Genomic DNA, 16,135 nt, shown 5'->3' on the forward strand with positions numbered 1-16,135 from the left:
CTACCGGGACGGCGGGAACGTACGGCAGGATCTTTGGATGCAGAGCTCTTCAGGGGGGCGCCCCCCGAACCCCCCGTGTGTACGTGATGTCTCTGAGCTGCCGAAAGCCCATCTGCATCTGCACTTCACCGGGTCGATGCGGCCCGGCACCGTGCTGGAGCTCGCCGACAAGTACGGGGTGCGGCTGCCCGAGGCGCTGACCGAGGCGCTGACGAGCGGGGAACCACCGAGGCTGCGGGCGACCGACGAACGGGGCTGGTTCCGCTTCCAGCGCCTGTACGACGCGGCCCGCTCGTGCCTGCGGCAGCCGGAGGACATCCAGCGGCTGGTCCGGGAGGCGGCCGAGGAGGACGTGCGGGACGGCTCGGGCTGGCTGGAGATCCAGGTCGACCCGACCTCGTACGCGCCGCGCCTGGGCGGGCTGATCCCGGCGCTGGAGATCATCCTGGACGCGGTGGACACCGCGTCGCGGGAGACCGGGCTCGGTATGCGGGTCCTGGTGGCCGCGAACCGTATGAAACACCCGCTGGACGCTCGCACGCTGGCCCGCCTGGCGGTGCGCTACGCGGACCGGGGGATCGTCGGATTCGGCCTGTCGAACGACGAACGCCGGGGCATGGCCCGGGACTTCGACCGCGCGTTCGCCATCGCCCGCGAGGGCGGCCTGCTGGCGGCGCCGCACGGCGGCGAGCTGACCGGCCCGGCCTCGGTACGCGACTGTCTGGACGACCTGGACGCCACCCGGATCGGGCACGGGGTGCGCGCGGCGGAGGACCCGCGGCTGCTGAAGCGGCTCGCCGACCGCGGGGTGACCTGCGAGGTGTGCCCGGCCTCGAACGTGGCCCTCGGCGTCTACGAGAAACCGGAGGACGTCCCGCTGCGCACCCTGTTCGAGGCGGGCGTCCCGATGGCGCTGGGGGCCGACGACCCGCTGCTGTTCGGCTCCAGGCTGGCCGCCCAGTACGACATCGCCCGCCGTCACCACGCCTTCACCGACGCGGAGCTCGCGGAACTGGCCCGGCAGTCCGTACGGGGTTCGGCGGCGCCGCAGGACGTGAAGGCGAGGCTGCTGTCGGGGGTCGACGACTGGCTGACCGCCGGAAGTAATCCCGGGACCCCTCAACCTCCTGAGACCCCTGAGACCCCTGGAGCTCACCGATGGTCATGAACCTCACCGTTCTCGGTGCCACCGGAGGAACCGGTCAGGAGATCGTCCGCCAGGCGCTGGCGGCGGGGCACCGGGTCACGGCCGTCGTCCGGGATCCCGCCCGGCTGACGGTCACCGGCGCGGGCCTGGAGGTGGTCCGCACGGACCTGTCCGACCCGGAGGCGCTGCGGCCCGCGGTGGCCGGCCGGGACGCGGTGCTGTCCGGGCTCGGGGCCCGCAGCCGCAAGGACGCCGGGGTGGCGACCCGGCTGACCCGGACCGTGCTGGAGGCGATGGAGGCGGAGGCGGTCCGGCGGCTGCTCGTGGTGAGCGCGGGGCCGGTCGGACCCGAGCCCGCGGACGAGGGCTTCGTCGACCGGATCGTGCGAGGCCTGGTCTCGGCGGTCTTCAAGGACATCTACGCCGATCTGCGCGCCATGGAGGCCGAGCTGGCCCGCAGCGCCACGGACTGGACGGTCGTACGGCCGCCCCGGCTCCAGGACAAGCCGCTCACCGGCTCGTACCGCACGGTGATCGGCGGTTTCCCGCCCAGGGGCCGCTTCATCGCCCGCGCGGACGTGGCCCACGCGATGCTCGCCATGACCGGGGACCCGGCGACGGTGGGGCAAGGGGTGGGCGTGGCGTACTAGGGCCGCCCGACCGAGGGGCGGAGCCGGACCCGGGGCTGCCCGGCGGCCGTCTACAGGCCGGTTCCCACCATCACCGGCTCGTTGACGAGCGTGATCCCGAACGCCTCGCGCACCCCCGCGATCACCTCGCGGGCGAGCGCCAGCAGGTCCTCGGCGGTGGCCGTGCCCCGATTGGTGAGGGCGAGCGTGTGCTTGGTGGAGATGCGGGCGGGCCCGGTGCCGTAGCCCTTGGTGAAACCAGCCTTGTCGATCAGCCAGGCCGCGGAGGTCTTGGTGTGCCCCTCCCCCGCCGGGTAGGCGGGCGCCTCCACGTCCTCGCCCAGGCGCTCGCGCACCCGCGCCCGGAACACGGCGAAGTCGGCGTCGGTGAGGATCGGGTTGGTGAAGAAGGACCCGGCGGACCAGGTGTCGTGGTCCTCGGGGTCCAGGACCATGCCCTTGCCCGCGCGCAGCTTCAGCACGGTCTCGCGGGCGCGGGCCAGCGGTACGCGGTCGCCTGCCGCCACGCCCAGCGCGCGGGCGGTCTCGGCGTAGCGCAGGGGCGCGGAGAGTCCGTCCGCGTCCTCCAGCTCGAAACGGACGCGCAGTACGACATACCGCTCCGGGTCGGCCTTGAAGCGGCTGTGCCGGTACGAGAAGGCGCAGTCCGCGTTCGTGAGGGCGACCGTCTCGCCGGCCCGGCGGTCGTAGGCGATGACCTCGGTGATCGTCGAGGAGACCTCCTGGCCGTACGCCCCCACGTTCTGGATGGGGGTCGCGCCCGCCGATCCGGGGATGCCGGCGAGGCACTCGATCCCGGCGAGCCCGGCTTCCACCGCGCGGGCGACCGCGTCGGTCCAGATCTCGCCCGCGGCCAGCTCCAGCGTCGTCCCGCGCAGCTCGAACCCACGGGTGGCGATGCGCAGGGCGGTGCCGGCGAAGCCCTTGTCGCCGATGACGAGGTTCGACCCGCCGCCGATGACCAGCAGCGGTGTGCCGCTGTCGTCGGCCTCGCGGACGGCCTCGATCACCTCGGCGTCGGTCGTCGCGGTGACCAGCCGGGTCGCGGGACCGCCCAGCCGGAAGGTGGTCAGCGGGGCGAGGGGGGCGTCGTGGAGTTCCTGCACGCGCCCAAGACTACGAGACGGCACCGACAGCCCGGCCCACCCGCCACCGGTGCCGCCGATGCCACCGGCGACGCGGCCGTACGGCGGCGCACGTGTGCGTGCCTCCTGCCGCCGGGCACGCACGCGTACGGCCCCGTCGCCGTGGACGGGACCGTACGCGGTCGTCGTGCCCTCGCGGGTCGGTCTTCAGCGCGAGGTGGCCTCCAGAGCCTCGACGGGACGCGCCGTCGTGCCGTCCGCCGCGCTGTCGGCCGTACCCGCCGCCGGAGCCGTCCGCCGTCCGGCCGGGATCAGCAGCGCCGCGATGCCCGCCAGGACCACCACACCGGAGCCGGTGACCAGGGCGGGCCGCAGACCGTCGACGAAGGCCTCGGCGGACTCGTAGCCGCCCTGGGCCGAGAAGATCGAGGCCATGACGGCGATGCCGAGCGCACCGCCCACCTCGCGCAGGGCGTTGTTGGCGCCGGAGGCGATGCCCTGTTCCTTGGGACGGACGCTGGACATCACCAGGTTGGCGGCCGGGGCGAAGTAGAGGGCCATCCCGATGCCGCTCAGGATCAGGCCGGGCAGCTGGACGGCGTAGGAGGCGTCGGCGGTGACCACGGAGGCCAGGTAGCCGAGGCCGGCGGCCTGGAAGAAGAGGCCGGTGGCGACGACCGGACGGCCGCCGACGCGGTCGGAGAGGATCCCGGCGATCGGCGCGACGAGCATCGGCATGCCGGTCCACGGCAGCATCCTCAGGCCGGCCTCGGTGGGCGAGTAGCCCAGCACGCCCTGCATGTACTGGCTGAGCAGGAAGATCGAACCGAACATCCCGAGGAACATCAGCATGCTCGCGGCGTTGATCCCGGCGAAGGCGCGGGAGCGGAACAGCCGCATCGGGAGCATCGGGTTCGCGGCACGGCTGCCGTGGAGCACGAACCCGGCCAGCAGCACGCCGCCCGCGACCAGTCCGGTCAGGACGAGGGAGCCGGTCCAGCCGTCGGAGGGCCCGCGGACCAGGCCGTAGACGATGCCGAAGAGGCCGCCGCTGGCGAGCAGGGTGCCGGGAACGTCGAGCGGGGCGCCGGCGCCGTAGGACTCGGCGAGGCGCAGGCGGGCGAGCGGAAGCAGGGCCAGGCCCAGCGGGACGTTCAGCCAGAAGATCCAGTGCCAGGAGATGTGCTCGGTGAGGCTGCCGCCGATGAGCGGTCCGGAGGCGACGGCGAGCCCGTTGACGGCACCCCAGATGCCGTACGCCATCCCGCGCTTGGCGGCGGGCACGGCCGCCGTCAGCAGGGTCAGCGTCAGCGGCATCATGATCGCCGCGCCGACGCCCTGCACGGCACGGGCGGCGATGAGGGAGCCGATGCCGGGCGACATGGCCGCGGCGGCGGACGCGGCGGTGAAGACGGCGAGTCCGGCCAGGAACATCCGGCGCCGCCCGAAGCGGTCGCCGAGCGCCGCGCCGAACATCAGCAGGACGGCGAAGGTGAGCGTGTAGGCGCTCACGGTCCATTCCAGGTCGCCCAGCCCGCCCCCGAGGTCCTCCCGGATGGAGGGCAGGGCGGTCGTGACGACGAGGTTGTCGAGGGCCGCCATGAATCCGGCGACGCTGGTGATGACGAGGGCCCACACGGTTCCCCCACGACGTGCGCCGTGCGCCGTCTGCTGTGCCGCGGTCTGCTGTGACATCGCTCCCCCAGAGCGTCTTTTTTCGTTCCTGACAGTCGAGGCGTGCTGGAAATTAGTTATTGCTAACTAACTTTCCCGCCCATGGGAAAGCCCCGCGTTCGGCCTCCCCTTCCACCCGCCGCTTTCCCACCCGCGCTTCTCCATCCGTCACTTCTCCAGCCGGCCCTTGAGGCGGGCCTCCGGATAGAGCCCTTCCCACACCCGGTGCTCGGGCGGGAACCCCATGGCCACCAGGCAGTTGATGAGCATCCCGTACGCCATGAAGGTGGTCGTCTCCTCGATCTCCGCACCCAGCGACAGGCGCACCGTGTCCCACAGGCGCATCCAGCCGGTCCGTACGGACTCGCCGAACTCGTGATCGCCGGCCTGTTCCGCGGCGGCCACCGTGACGAACATCTGCATCTGCATCTGCAGCTGTTCGGGCCGCTCGGCGATGAGCGCCGTATAGGCGTTCGCCATGGCCCGCAGTGCCTCGTCGCCCTCCAGCCCTTCGCCCGCCTCCGCGAAGGTGCGGGTCACGTCCGCCGTGCAGCGCTCCACGGCGGCGAGGAAGATCGCCTTCTTGCCCGGGAAGAGCCGGAAGAGATACGGCTGCGAGACACCGACGCGCTTGGCGATCGCCTCGGTCGACGTGCCGTAGTAGCCGCCCGTCGCGAACTCGGCCGTCGCCGCGCGGATGACGCTCTCGCGCCTCTCTTCTGCACTCATCCTGACCACGACACGAAGTTAGTACTCAATCACTAACTTCGTCAAGGGGGTCGCTGGCGGGACCCGTATGTCCAGCGCCCCCGCATGCGTAAGGGGCGCCTCGCTGTCGAGTGCGCCCCTTGCCGCATGTACGCCGTCCACCGGACGTCTGCCGTCCACCGGACGCGTGCCGCCGTCAGGCCAGCCGCACGACCGCCCGGGACATGCCGAGCACCTTCTGCCCGGCGCACATGGCCGTCAGATCCACGCGCACGGTGTCGTCGTCGAGCTTGGCCGCGACCTTGGCACTGACCTCCACGGTGGCGCCCTCGTCGTCGTTCGGGACGACCACGGGCTTGGTGAACCGGACGCCGTACTCGACGACCGCGCCCGGGTCGCCGGTCCAGTCGGTGACCACCCGGATCGCCTCGGCCATGGTGAACATGCCGTGAGCGATCACGTCCGGGAGACCGACCTCCTTGGCGAACTTCTCGTTCCAGTGGATCGGGTTGAAGTCGCCGGAGGCTCCCGCGTAGCGGACCAGGTCGGCGCGGGTCACCGGGAAGGTCTGCGCGGGCAGCTCGGTGCCGACCTCGACGTCGTCGTAAGCGATCTTCGCCGTCATCGGTTCCTCACGCCCCCTCGGCCGCACGGGCCACCAGCTTGGTCCAGGTGGTCACGACGTGCTCGCCCGCCTCGTCGTGGACCTCGCCACGGATGTCCAGGATGTCGTTGCCGGCCAGGGACTTGATCGCCTCGATGGTGGAGGTGACGCTCAGCCGGTCGCCGGCCCGCACCGGGCGGGTGTAGGCGAACTTCTGGTCGCCGTGCACCACCCGGCTGTAGTCCAGCCCGAGCTGCGGGTCCTCGATGACCTGGCCCGCGGCCTTGAAGCTGATCGCGAAGACGAAGGTCGGCGGGGCGATCACATCGGGGTGACCGAACGCCTTGGCGGCCTCCGGGTCCGTGTACGCCGGATTGGTGTCACCCACCGCCTCCGCGAACTCCCGGATCTTCTCCCGCCCCACCTCGTAGGGCTCGGTGGGCGGATAGGTCCGCCCCACGAAGGACTGATCGAGCGCCATGGCCCGGCACCTCCTGCTGCTGTGCTGTCGACTGCTGTGATCGGCAGTGTCCTGACGGACCGCCGAAACGACACGAGGCCGCCCCCTGACTGCGGGGGCGGCCTCGTGTACGAGCCTGATTTATCGCGTTTCGCGGTGCGCGGTGTGCGCGTTGCAACGCGGGCAGTGCTTCTTCATCTCCAGTCGGTCCGGGTTGTTACGCCGGTTCTTCTTGGTGATGTAGTTCCGCTCCTTGCACTCCACGCAGGCCAGCGTGATCTTCGGGCGGACGTCGGTGGCAGCCACGTGAGTGCTCCTTGACGAACGGATAGGACTTATTTAACGCAAGAAAGAGTAGCCGATCGAAGGACCGACCCCACAATCGGCTACTGTCAGTAGCGGTGACCGGACTTGAACCGGTGACACAGCGATTATGAGCCGCTTGCTCTACCGACTGAGCTACACCGCTTTGATGCGATCGGACCCCGTCTTGCGACGGGGACCTCTCCCACCAGAGCCCCAATACGGAATCGAACCGTAGACCTTCTCCTTACCATGGAGACGCTCTGCCGACTGAGCTATTGGGGCGAGCGATGAAGACATTACACGGTCCGCCGCCGTTCACCCAAATCCGTTCCGCACCGGCCCGCGGGGCCCGGGCGGAGCCCTGTGCCGGGGCGGGCGCGGGGCGGGCCCTGGAGGGGTTCGGGACGGATTCGGAGCGGGGCGGGAGCGGATTCAGCAGTTCCGTTCACGGGCTCCACGCACCCCTCCCGATTCGCCTCCACCCCGCTCACGTCGGCTTTCTGTAAGCAGGATCACAGCGGAACGGTGTCCGGGCCACACCGGTACGACTATTGCGCTCCTCCCCGGCGCGGGCAGACGGCCGCCCTAGGCTCGACCCACTCTGCGTGATCTTGCGCCCAGTCGTCCGTGCGCGGCCCCGAGCCGGCCCCGATCCCCGAGTCCTTGGAGCGCGATGCCCGACAGCCAGCCGCAGCAGCCCCACTCGCCGTCTTCGCCGTCTTCATCGTCTTCGCCGTCTTTGCCCTCGGAGTCCTCGGGACAGCCGGGATGCTCGGGATATCCGGAACAGGCCGATCCGGCTCCCCTGCTGCTGTGCGGGGCGCGGCTCACGGACGGCCGGGCCGTGGACGTACGGCTGGGCGGCGGACGTATCGAGGCGGTCGGCACCGCCGGGAGCCTGGCGGCGGAGGCGGCCCGTGGGTGCGCCGCCCGGGTGGACCTCGACGGATATCTGCTCCTGCCGGCCCCGGCCGAACCGCACGCCCACGCCGACACCGCGCTCACGGCCGACGAGGGCGGACCGGTCTCGCACGACCCCGGGGACGTCCAGCGCCGGACGACGGAGGCCGCCCTGCTGCAACTGGGGCACGGAGCCACCGCGCTGCGGGCGCACGTGCGCGTGGGCGACGTCCAGGGGCTGAGCACGCTGGCCGCCGTCCTCCAGGCACGGCGCTCGCTGCGCGGGCTCACCGCGCTGACGACGGTGGCGATGCCGCGGCTGCTGACCGGGGTGGCCGGGGCCGACGGCCTGGCCGTACTGCGGGACGCGATGAAGATGGGCGCCTCCGTGGTGGGCGGCTGCCCGGACCTGGACGTCGATCCGACCGGCTATGTCGAGGCCGTGCTGGAGGTCGCCTCGGAGCACGGCTGCCCGGTCGACCTGCACACCGACGCGGCCGACCCGGGCCGCCTCGCCCGGCTCGCGGCGATGGCGGCCGGGCTGCGGCCCGGGGTGACCCTCGGTCCGTGCGGCGGTCTCGGCCGGCTGCCCGTCGAGGCGGTCTCGCGCGTCGCGGACCAGCTGGCGGCGGCCGGGGTGACGGTGGTGTGTCTGCCGCAGGGCGGCTGCGGCGGTGTCGACCGGCGGGGTACCGCTCCGGTACGGCTGCTGCGCGCGGCCGGCGTGCGCGTCGCCGCCGGGAGCGGCGCGCTGCGGGACGTCTCGAACCCCGTGGGCCGCGGCGACCCCCTGGAGGCGGCCTACCTGCTGGCCTCCCTGCACGGACTGCACCCCGAGGACGCGTACGACACCGTGAGCGCGTCCGCGCGAGCCGCCCTGGGGCTGCCCGAGGTCCGGGTGGAGGCGGGTTTCCCGGCCGATCTCATGGCCGTGCGCGGCAACCGGCTGACGGAGGCGCTGTCGCCCGCGTACAGCCGGATCGTGGTGCACCAGGGACGGATGGTGGCCCGGACGAGCGCGGTCCGGGAGTACTTCAACCCGGCCGCGGCGGTGGAGCCGGGACTGCCGCGGCAGGGGCGCGGCGGGGTGTCCTGAGGGAGCGCGGCCGTCGACCTGGACAGCGGTCGTCGACGCCGCCACCAGGTGCGGGCGACACGGGCGAGGCCGTGCGGCGGACCCGCCTGTCCGGGCGTACGGTCGAAGACATGCGCATTGTCATCGCTGGTGGTCATGGTCAGATCGCGCTGCGGCTGGAGCGGCTGTTGTCCGCGCGCGGGGAAGAGGTCGCGGGAATCATCCGTAAGGCCGAACAGGGCGACGATCTGCGGGAGGTCGGTGCCGAACCGGTCCTGCTCGACCTGGAGTCGGCCTCGGTCGAGGAGGTCGCGGCGCACCTCCAGGGCGCGGACGCCGCGGTGTTCGCGGCGGGTGCGGGTCCGGGCAGCGGCGCGGCCCGCAAGGACACGGTGGACAAGGCCGCGGCGGTGCTGTTCGCGGAAGCGGCGGTCCGGGCGAGGGTACGGCGCCTCGTGGTCGTCTCCTCGATGGGAGCGGACCCGGCCCACCAGGGCGACGACGTGTTCGACGTCTATCTGCGCGCCAAGGGCGCGGCCGACGCGCACGTGCAGAACCTGGAGGGGCTGGACTGGACGATCCTGCGCCCCGGTGCGCTGACGGACGACGCCGGAACCGGCGTGGTCCGTCTGGAGGCGCACACCGGGCGCGGTTCCGTGCCCCGGGACGACGTGGCCGCCGTACTGGCGGAGTTGGTGGACACCCCGGCGACGGCCGGCCTGGTCCTGGAGCTGATCGGCGGGTCGACACCGGTGTCGGTCGCGGTGAAGTCGGTGGCGGGTAACTGAGCACACCGGGCACACCGGGCACACCGTGCCGGTCCCTCTAACGGCCGTACGGCACGCACGCGTTCCGGAAGAGGGGGCACTCGCGTCCTAGAACAGCGGCATCTGGCCGGGGAACTCCGGCACGGCGTATCCGTCCAGGGTGGGCTGGGCCGCGCCCAGCGAGGCGGCCCGGCGCGAGCCGGGACATGAGGTGAGCGCGCCGTTCTCCCGCGCCCCGGGCGGGTCGTGCCGGGCGTACCGGCCCGCGACCACGGCGATCTCGCGACGGCACTCGGGGCAGCTTCTGCGGCGGGAGGACATGGAATCAGTGTGCCCTGCACGGGTCCTGACGGCACAACTGCTCCGCGAATACGGCCGTACCGGCGGAGCTCGCGCGGGTCGTGGGCGCCGACGCGCGGAAACCCGCTCGCGTACCTAGGCTCCGGCACGTGGCAGACACCTTCGAGGAACTCGTGGAGAAACAGCGCGCCGCGAACGAGGCGCATCTGAGGGTCCTGCAGCTGCGGGACACCTACGGCGCCCCCACGACCGCGTCGTGGACGCAGCAGCAGACCGACACGTACGAGACCGCCTGGCGGGCCTGGCGGGACCTGGCACGGGACGTACAGGCCTCCGTGACCGACTACGCGAAGGACGAGGGCAGACCGCGCAACGACGTCGAGGCGGACGTGAGGCGGGCGGCGGGCCCGGAGCCCGAGGAGACCCTGGAGGGGCACGGGAAGGCCGGCTGAACGGACGGCCGGCACCGGACCGAAGACCACCCGACCGCGCCGACCGGCCGCCTCACCCGCCGACCACCCGGCCAAGGGCCCGTGACCTGCTGTCGCGCAGGTCACGGGCGCTTTCCTGCGACTCTGCGACTCGATCCGCCGGACAGGCCCTAGCCGCGGGCCGCGTCGGACGCGCCGAGTGCGGCAAGGGTGAAGGCGTCCCGCAGCTCTCCCGCACGGATCGCCTGTGCGATGTCGCCGGGACTCCACCAGCGCGCGGCGGCGATCTCGCCGTCGCCAGCCGCGTCGGGACGCAGCGGGGCGTCGTCCGGAACCGCGACCTCGACCACGGCGACCTCGCTCTCCAGCATGCCGGAGTCGACGTCCAGGTACGCCACCACAGCCGCCGCGGAGCCGACCAGACCCGCCTCCTCGGCCAGTTCGCGCAGCGCGTCCGAGGCCGGATCGGTCTCGCCGAAGCCGCGCGGAAGTTCCCAGGCCCACCGGCCGATCGTCGGTCGCCACTGGCGGACCAGCAGAACGTCGTCGCCTCGTCGGGCCAGCACCAGGACTCCGGTACGGCCACCGCCGGTGCGGATCCGGTGCCGGACGGCCTCGGCGCCGGACGGCAGGCGGTAGGTGTCGAGGTAGACCTCGCACCATCGCCCGCCGTCGGCGTCCGTGTAGGCCTTGTGGGTGTGCGTGCGTGGCGCCTCAGTTTCCATCGGGCCCTCCCTCCGTCGCTCCAGGGAGCTCTATCACGTCGTACCGCCCCCGGAAGTCGGTCAGGCGGGACACACCTGCCGATACGGCCGCGACGACGACCGGCGCCAGCGCTCCACCGGCGCCGGCGACGAACGCCCCGGGCATCCCCTGGCCGAGCAGGCTGGTCGCCAGGCTCATGCCGCCGCCCGCAACCGTCTGAGTGGTGACCCCTCTTGCGGACTGCACGAACCGCTGGAGACGGGTCACCGGCACCTCGTGCACGCCACCGGCCGGCGGCTCCTTCGTACGCTCCGCGAGCAGATCGCCCACCTCCTGGAGTGCGGCGAGGTCACGGTGGTGCCACCAGTTGCGCAGGGCGTCGGCCGCGTCGTCCGTGTAACGCTGCCACTGCGCACCGCTCATCAGGCCGAGCCGCAGTTCGAACCGGGTCGGATAGATCACGACCGGGGTCTGCTCCACCAGCGCCGCGGCCTCTCGGCGCCGGATGCCGCGTCGCGGCGAGGTCAGCCCGAGCAGACAGCCCTCGCTCGCCGCGATGGCTCGGTAGTACGTCTCGTCGAAGGCCTCTCGCAGCGTCTGTGCGTCCACTTGCGCCGCGGGGTCACCGGAGCGCAGCAGGGGGTCGAGGCTCTCGTACAGGCGACTACGGTTGGGCAGGCCGTTCACGTCCAACTCCCCGCCGGTCCAGGCGGCGAGCACCGCCCGGCCCTCGTCGGTCGCCGCAGCCTCCGGGCGCGGCGGGGGACGCAGCGCGTACGCGGTCGCGTAATCGGCCGGCATCAGGGGGCTGACCTCCAGCAGTCCGCGCTCGGCGGCCTCCAGCCAGTCACGCCACCGGGCGACCGTGCGCCGCCGTAACGAATCGTCGAGGACACCGGTCTCCGCCAGCAACCGGTCCGCCGTGCCGACGGGCCCCTCCGCGGCGAGGGCCGCGACCGCGGCCTCGCCGTCCGCGCGGACGGCGAGCTCCCGCTGGAGTCGCCGGCACTGTTCGTCGGCGACCGGGAGGGAGGAGAAGAGGAAACCGGTCGAGAGCATCGCGATCAGCTGTCCGGCCAGGTCCGCGTTCCGGGAGTTCACCCGGATCGGCAGTACCGCACCGCCGCCGATCGCCCGGATGGCCAACTCGTCGAGCAGGGCGGCGGGCCGGAGCGCCGCGAAGACGGCGCCGTCGAGCAGTTGGGGGTAGGTCAGGAAAAGGGAGCCGCCCTGGATGACTTCCCAACGCAGCCGCCCGAGCAGTTCCGCCCGCTCCAGCGAGGACAGTCGCTCCACCGGGGCGTTGGCCCCGGGCATTTGGGCGCTCAGCCTGGCCCGCTGCTTTACGCTGTCCCACCCCGTGCTGAGGACCGCGGTCATGTGTCAGCCCTTTCTGTGGCGTCCATGCAGGAGCCAGTTCAGCAGGTGCCGCATCGAACAGGACCGAAAACGAAGAAACCCCCTCCGACCTGCCGTAAAGGCTGATCGAAGGGGGCTTTCCCCAGTGTGGCGGCGCCAGGATTCGAACCTGGGAAGGCGAAGCCGGCAGATTTACAGTCCCCTCAGGGACGCCCTTCGCAAGTGCCGCTGACCTGCACAGATACAGGTGCCTGGACCGAACTGCCCTCCAGTCGTCCACGCCTCGTCCACCGAGCGCGCTTGATGGACTGCTGGCGCCCTACGCCTCAGGCAGCGGCGCCAGCTTCCGACGAAGCCCGCCGACTCAATCGGGTCAGTTCTATGGCTCCCGCCCCCATCCGACAACGGCAACCGCGGCTACGCCAGCGCCTACGACAGCGGCTGCGGTGTTGATCGGCGCACCAAGCGAAGGCCACAAGGAGACAAGCGCCGCGGCAGCAGTACCCCCTAGCCCGGCTACGGCAAGTACAAGGCAGCGCCGCGTCTTCCTCCGCCGCAGTCTTCCCTCGGCTACAGGAGGCGCATCACCATTCGCGGGGGACGTTAATTCTTGCGGCTCAGTAGGTAGTGTCACCTCTGACCTTTCTCTTCTTCCGACGGGCTAGGTCAGGGCGGCTCCCGTCTCACCGGGGGCCGTCTTTCGTCGGCCACACCGCCCCGATGCCTGCTTAGAGTGGCGCAAATGCCAGCCGCTTCGCATCCTGCTCAATCTTTACGATTCATGAAAGCAACGTACTGGGCACGCAACAACTGTTGCCATACAGTGGGCTTGAGCTGCATGTTTTATCTACCCTCTCAGACCCGCATTGCAACACCGCATTGCAATGTCGAAGCGCAGCACAGCGGATGATCCTGCAGGTAGCGGGAGCGCCGCTCCCCCGGCCGGCCCCAGCCGCCGCGCGTCGACAACAGGCACGACCAGGCTCGCACCCTCCGAGGACCGCAGGCGGATCCGGGGCGAGCCGCAAACGGATACGGGACGAGCCGTAAACAGCGTTGCCATGACGTTCCACAGACCCGGAAGAACGTTGTAGATCCGTTACTCAAAGTCGATGTCCCGCTCCGCTCCGTTCGGGCAGACGGTGGCTCGATGCGCTGCCAATCCGCGCCAAGTCCGCGCGCCGCCGACAGGGCTGCGGAAGCAGAGGCCGCGCTGGAGGCACCTGAAAGCGTTCTTCGGGTGATTGCCCTACGTGGCCATGCGTGTCCCACCGAGGCTGCCAGACTGCGCCTGAGCCAGCGAACAACACCCCGGCAACTGCAGCGCGCCAGGCGGCCCTTGCCGTCACTATCCAGCCGGCCATCACAGGGGCATGCCCTCACAAGCCGCGACACCAGCCCCTCCAAACCGCTCCTGAACTAGCGGCGCAGCCTGCCTTCGTGCCCCAGGCTGCCCCATTCAGGCCTCCACTGCAGATTCACAGATGGTGCAGACGTCTCCTCTACGCACGGCCGACGGCGGATTCGCTTCGGGTCTGATGCCGACCTTCCCTCGGTCCGACACAGAGCCGCCAGCCGTCCCCGCATCTCTCGACGAGAAAATGCTGCGCCGAACGTTGCCGAACGCTGCGCCAGCGCTTGACGACAGCTGCGCCGGATGCCAAGATCGCCACATCCGGCACCCGCGAGAGGCGCCGGACAGGGAGAGGGGAATAGCTAATGAGCACGCCTTTGCGTAAAACGTCCCTGATGAGAGTCGCCGAGTACCTGGCTTCCAAGGGGGCGGGAAGCAAGTTCAGCAAGCTGGAACTGTTCGAAGCAGTCCCGGACATCTCACAAGCCGACCGCCGCATGCGGGACCTCCGGCCGATGGGCTGGAAGATCGACAACTACAAGGTCAACCCGAACCTCAAGCCGGACGAGTACCTGATCCGGGAGATGGGGACGCGGGTCGACCTCGGCGAGACGCCGCCGAAGACCATCCGCAAGAACATCACTGGACCCAAGCGCCGGCGCATCCTGGAGCGCGACGGCCACATGTGCCAGGTCTGTGGGATCCGCGCCGGCCAGGAGTTCCCGGACGCCCCCGGCCGCAGCGCTGCCCTGACCATCGGCCACATCATCCCGGTCAAACGCGGCGGCACGAACGACGACGACAATCTCCGCACCGAGTGCCAGCGCTGCGGCGACGAGTCCCGCGACATCACTGTGGACCCGCCCACGTCCCAGCAGGTGCTCACCCACGCATCCCGCGGAAGCCTGAAGGACAAGCGCACCCTCTACGGCTGGATGCAGGCCGGCCGCCGCACCCCCTCTGACACCGAAAAGGTGTTCCAGGAGTGGTCCCGGCTGCCCCACGCCGAACGCATGCAGGTCATGACCGCTCTCGCCGACCAGGTCATCAAGGGACTCGAAACCGAATAGCAGTCCGGCCCGGGCAGGCAGCCGCCAGAAGTACTGCGACTGCCTGCCCGGGCGCTGGTGCAAGACGCGGTCACTGTGGGAGGACTGTTGAAGCGCGCGGGAGGCTTCAGCTGCGACGGCGCGGGCCTCTACTGGGCGTGAGGAAAGCTCTGCCGCAGCCATTCACGGACTGCTTCAGGCGTGTTCCTGCCGTGCTGCCTGAGCGCGTCCGTGATGTCGCGGCCGCAGACAAGCGCGATCGGGTGCCCGTCCTCATGCACCTCGCTCTGCACCTGGCGGTTGAAGTGCGATGTGGTCACCAGCACGCCGAAGTTGCGGTGCCGGATGCGGGAGATGAGCCGCGAGACTTCCCGGACACCGACGCTGTTGCCGGGTTCGTAGCATTTGGCTTCCAGGGCGAAGTCAATGCTGATCGAGGCCGCCGGCGGCCCCAGAATGTATGAGCCGACGGCGTCTCTTCCGCCGTCACGGCTCGGTCGCGTCACATCGACGTCCCCCGTGGCCGGGGCGATCAGCCGCCAGATGGCCACGGCACATGTCTCGAAGTCTGTCTCGCGCCCGCGGAAGTACTCCCGGATCTCCGCCAGCATGGCTTCGCCGACCCGGTCACCGGGAAGCTGCTGGGCAGCTGAGCGTATGACTGTCGTGGCCGGTGCGAGCAGAGGCCGGTAGACGCGGCTTTCGACCCAGGTCTGCCAGGCTTCCGGGCACTCACCCTCCAGAGGGCTGCCCCCGGCCAGTACGTGCCGGATCCAGCCGCGGGGGATGCACGCCTGATCCAGCACGGTGAAGCGGGAACGGTAGTTCTGGAACCGCTCCGTACCGGTCGAACGCCAGATAGCCGAGAGTTCGTCATCAGACGCCAGTGTTGGCCCGCCGGGAGCGAGCAGTCCGCGGAAGCGCACCGCGCGGCCGGGTGCAGCCTTCTCGAACAGCAGGAACGGCGGAACACCGCTTGCCCGTTCCTGCGCTGTCCCGTGAGAGCGTGCGAAGGCGTCGCGCAGCAGCACGTTGCCTTTGCGCGGCGTTTCATGCAGCCCTTTGCCCGGGGTGCGGTTGTCGCCGTAGTAGGTGAAGGTGCCGGTCTCGGTGTCCAGATGGTCCGGCCAGTCCACCGCCCCGCCGCTGGTGTACAGCACCGCCAGGCGCACTGTTCCCTTCGCTGGGGACCCTGCATAGCGAAACCCGCCCTGGTTGCCAGTGCCGGGCAGCAGCTTGCCGATGGGGTCATCGCCGGAGTGGCCAAGAGCCCCGCCGGCATAGACAGCATCGACCACCAGGTCAGCTTCGCCGAGATTCGAAAAGGCAACGTCCAGTTCAGCCAAGCGAGGAGAAGGGATCACGGGCTACGTCTACCAGACACCTACAACACCACCAGCCGCCGCCCGGCCCCAACTCGGCACGGCCACTGGTGACACCTCACCACCAGTCAGGTACGCCCCAACCGGCAGCTTTACAGCGGGCTAAGTCCCCTGTCCGTGACCTGCAGGTTTTCCCCTGTGTGCTGCTGCCGGGGGACGCCTGGGGGAATCAGCGTCTG

The 16,135-nt window shown here is 70.7% G+C and carries 16 protein-coding genes and 2 tRNA genes; 6 read left to right on the forward strand and 12 right to left on the reverse strand.

Going from position 1 to position 16,135, the window contains the following annotated elements; all coding sequences use genetic code 11:
* Positions 1-37: 37 nt before the first annotated feature.
* Together ACWC24_RS12355 and ACWC24_RS12360 are read left to right on the forward strand one after the other, a co-directional pair.
* A complete protein-coding gene (locus tag ACWC24_RS12355; RefSeq protein WP_450662733.1) occupies positions 38-1,168 on the forward strand; it encodes an adenosine deaminase in 1,131 nt (376 codons plus the stop codon).
* Positions 1,165-1,797 carry an NAD(P)-dependent oxidoreductase gene (locus tag ACWC24_RS12360; protein WP_450662734.1) on the forward strand — a complete coding sequence of 211 codons (633 nt, stop codon included), beginning with the start codon at positions 1,165-1,167 and terminating at the stop codon, positions 1,795-1,797. Before ACWC24_RS12355 ends, ACWC24_RS12360 begins: the two co-directional genes overlap by 4 nt.
* 50 nt (positions 1,798-1,847) lie before the next feature.
* Here ACWC24_RS12360 and ACWC24_RS12365 read toward each other — a convergent pair whose 3' ends face one another.
* From ACWC24_RS12365 to ACWC24_RS12400, 8 genes are all read right to left on the reverse strand, one after another.
* Entirely contained in the window at positions 1,848-2,903 is a 1,056-nt protein-coding gene (locus ACWC24_RS12365) for a UDP-N-acetylmuramate dehydrogenase (RefSeq protein WP_450662735.1), read from the reverse strand.
* Positions 2,904-3,089: 186 nt separating this feature from the next.
* Positions 3,090-4,577, reverse strand: a complete 1,488-nt coding sequence (locus ACWC24_RS12370) for an MFS transporter (RefSeq protein WP_450662736.1) — start codon at positions 4,575-4,577, stop codon at positions 3,090-3,092.
* A 147-nt stretch (positions 4,578-4,724) separates the two neighbouring features.
* On the reverse strand, positions 4,725-5,294 hold the full coding sequence (locus ACWC24_RS12375) for a TetR/AcrR family transcriptional regulator (RefSeq protein WP_450662737.1): 570 nt from the start codon (positions 5,292-5,294) through the stop codon (positions 4,725-4,727).
* A gap of 166 nt (positions 5,295-5,460) precedes the next feature.
* Complete coding sequence (locus ACWC24_RS12380; protein ID WP_450662738.1) at positions 5,461-5,889, reverse strand: MaoC family dehydratase; 429 nt, start codon at positions 5,887-5,889, stop codon at positions 5,461-5,463.
* Positions 5,890-5,896: 7 nt separating this feature from the next.
* Complete coding sequence (locus ACWC24_RS12385; protein WP_450662739.1) at positions 5,897-6,349, reverse strand: FAS1-like dehydratase domain-containing protein; 453 nt, start codon at positions 6,347-6,349, stop codon at positions 5,897-5,899.
* A gap of 120 nt (positions 6,350-6,469) precedes the next feature.
* A complete protein-coding gene (gene rpmG, locus ACWC24_RS12390; RefSeq protein ID WP_003948671.1) occupies positions 6,470-6,634 on the reverse strand; it encodes a 50S ribosomal protein L33 in 165 nt (54 codons plus the stop codon).
* A 90-nt stretch (positions 6,635-6,724) separates the two neighbouring features.
* Positions 6,725-6,797: transfer RNA gene (locus ACWC24_RS12395), tRNA-Met, on the reverse strand.
* Between the two features lie 46 nt (positions 6,798-6,843).
* Positions 6,844-6,916, reverse strand: a tRNA-Thr gene (locus ACWC24_RS12400).
* 391 nt (positions 6,917-7,307) lie between these two features.
* Between ACWC24_RS12400 and ACWC24_RS12405 the strand changes: the two genes are divergently transcribed.
* Both ACWC24_RS12405 and ACWC24_RS12410 read left to right on the forward strand, forming a co-directional pair.
* Positions 7,308-8,630, forward strand: a complete 1,323-nt coding sequence (locus tag ACWC24_RS12405) for an amidohydrolase family protein (protein ID WP_450662740.1) — start codon at positions 7,308-7,310, stop codon at positions 8,628-8,630.
* Positions 8,631-8,740: 110 nt separating this feature from the next.
* Positions 8,741-9,397: an NAD(P)H-binding protein gene (locus tag ACWC24_RS12410; RefSeq protein WP_450662741.1), complete on the forward strand. Its 657-nt coding sequence runs from the start codon at positions 8,741-8,743 to the stop codon at positions 9,395-9,397.
* An 87-nt stretch (positions 9,398-9,484) separates the two neighbouring features.
* Here ACWC24_RS12410 and ACWC24_RS12415 read toward each other — a convergent pair whose 3' ends face one another.
* A complete protein-coding gene (locus ACWC24_RS12415; RefSeq protein WP_152888533.1) occupies positions 9,485-9,697 on the reverse strand; it encodes a hypothetical protein in 213 nt (70 codons plus the stop codon).
* 128 nt (positions 9,698-9,825) lie between these two features.
* Between ACWC24_RS12415 and ACWC24_RS12420 the strand changes: the two genes are divergently transcribed.
* Positions 9,826-10,128 (forward strand): hypothetical protein, encoded by a 303-nt coding sequence (locus tag ACWC24_RS12420; RefSeq protein ID WP_450662742.1) that lies wholly within the window; start codon positions 9,826-9,828, stop codon positions 10,126-10,128.
* A gap of 149 nt (positions 10,129-10,277) precedes the next feature.
* Here the strand turns inward: ACWC24_RS12420 and ACWC24_RS12425 are convergent, their stop codons facing one another.
* Together ACWC24_RS12425 and ACWC24_RS12430 are read right to left on the reverse strand one after the other, a co-directional pair.
* Positions 10,278-10,832, reverse strand: coding sequence for an NUDIX hydrolase (locus tag ACWC24_RS12425; RefSeq protein ID WP_450662743.1), 555 nt, complete (start codon positions 10,830-10,832; stop codon positions 10,278-10,280).
* Entirely contained in the window at positions 10,822-12,129 is a 1,308-nt protein-coding gene (locus ACWC24_RS12430; RefSeq protein WP_450662744.1) for a hypothetical protein, read from the reverse strand. The genes ACWC24_RS12425 and ACWC24_RS12430 overlap by 11 nt, the downstream gene beginning before the upstream one ends.
* 1,791 nt (positions 12,130-13,920) lie before the next feature.
* Between ACWC24_RS12430 and ACWC24_RS12435 the strand changes: the two genes are divergently transcribed.
* Entirely contained in the window at positions 13,921-14,595 is a 675-nt protein-coding gene (locus tag ACWC24_RS12435) for an HNH endonuclease (protein WP_450662745.1), read from the forward strand.
* A 128-nt stretch (positions 14,596-14,723) separates the two neighbouring features.
* On the opposite strand, the gene ACWC24_RS12440 is transcribed toward ACWC24_RS12435, so the two are convergent.
* The gene (locus ACWC24_RS12440; protein ID WP_450662746.1) at positions 14,724-15,920 is read right to left on the reverse strand and encodes a restriction endonuclease; all 1,197 of its coding nucleotides are present in this window, start codon (positions 15,918-15,920) and stop codon (positions 14,724-14,726) included.
* Positions 15,921-16,135 lie beyond the last annotated feature (215 nt).

It is taken from the genome of Streptomyces sp. NPDC001443 (assembly GCF_053597355.1).

Coding starts and splice junctions, on each gene's coding strand:
- ACWC24_RS12435 (WP_450662745.1), top strand. CDS start 13,921: ATGAGAGTCGCCGAGTACCTGGCTTCCAAGGGGGCGGGAAGCAAGTTC.
- ACWC24_RS12410 (WP_450662741.1), top strand. CDS start 8,741: ATGCGCATTGTCATCGCTGGTGGTCATGGTCAGATCGCGCTGCGGCTG.
- ACWC24_RS12405 (WP_450662740.1), top strand. CDS start 7,308: ATGCCCGACAGCCAGCCGCAGCAGCCCCACTCGCCGTCTTCGCCGTCT.
- ACWC24_RS12430 (WP_450662744.1), bottom strand. CDS start 12,129: ATGCCCGGGGCCAACGCCCCGGTGGAGCGACTGTCCTCGCTGGAGCGG.
- ACWC24_RS12385 (WP_450662739.1), bottom strand. CDS start 6,349: ATGGCGCTCGATCAGTCCTTCGTGGGGCGGACCTATCCGCCCACCGAG.
- ACWC24_RS12380 (WP_450662738.1), bottom strand. CDS start 5,889: ATGACGGCGAAGATCGCTTACGACGACGTCGAGGTCGGCACCGAGCTG.
- ACWC24_RS12425 (WP_450662743.1), bottom strand. CDS start 10,832: ATGGAAACTGAGGCGCCACGCACGCACACCCACAAGGCCTACACGGAC.
- ACWC24_RS12355 (WP_450662733.1), top strand. CDS start 38: ATGCAGAGCTCTTCAGGGGGGCGCCCCCCGAACCCCCCGTGTGTACGT.
- ACWC24_RS12360 (WP_450662734.1), top strand. CDS start 1,165: ATGAACCTCACCGTTCTCGGTGCCACCGGAGGAACCGGTCAGGAGATC.
- ACWC24_RS12415 (WP_152888533.1), bottom strand. CDS start 9,697: ATGTCCTCCCGCCGCAGAAGCTGCCCCGAGTGCCGTCGCGAGATCGCC.
- ACWC24_RS12370 (WP_450662736.1), bottom strand. CDS start 4,577: ATGTCACAGCAGACCGCGGCACAGCAGACGGCGCACGGCGCACGTCGT.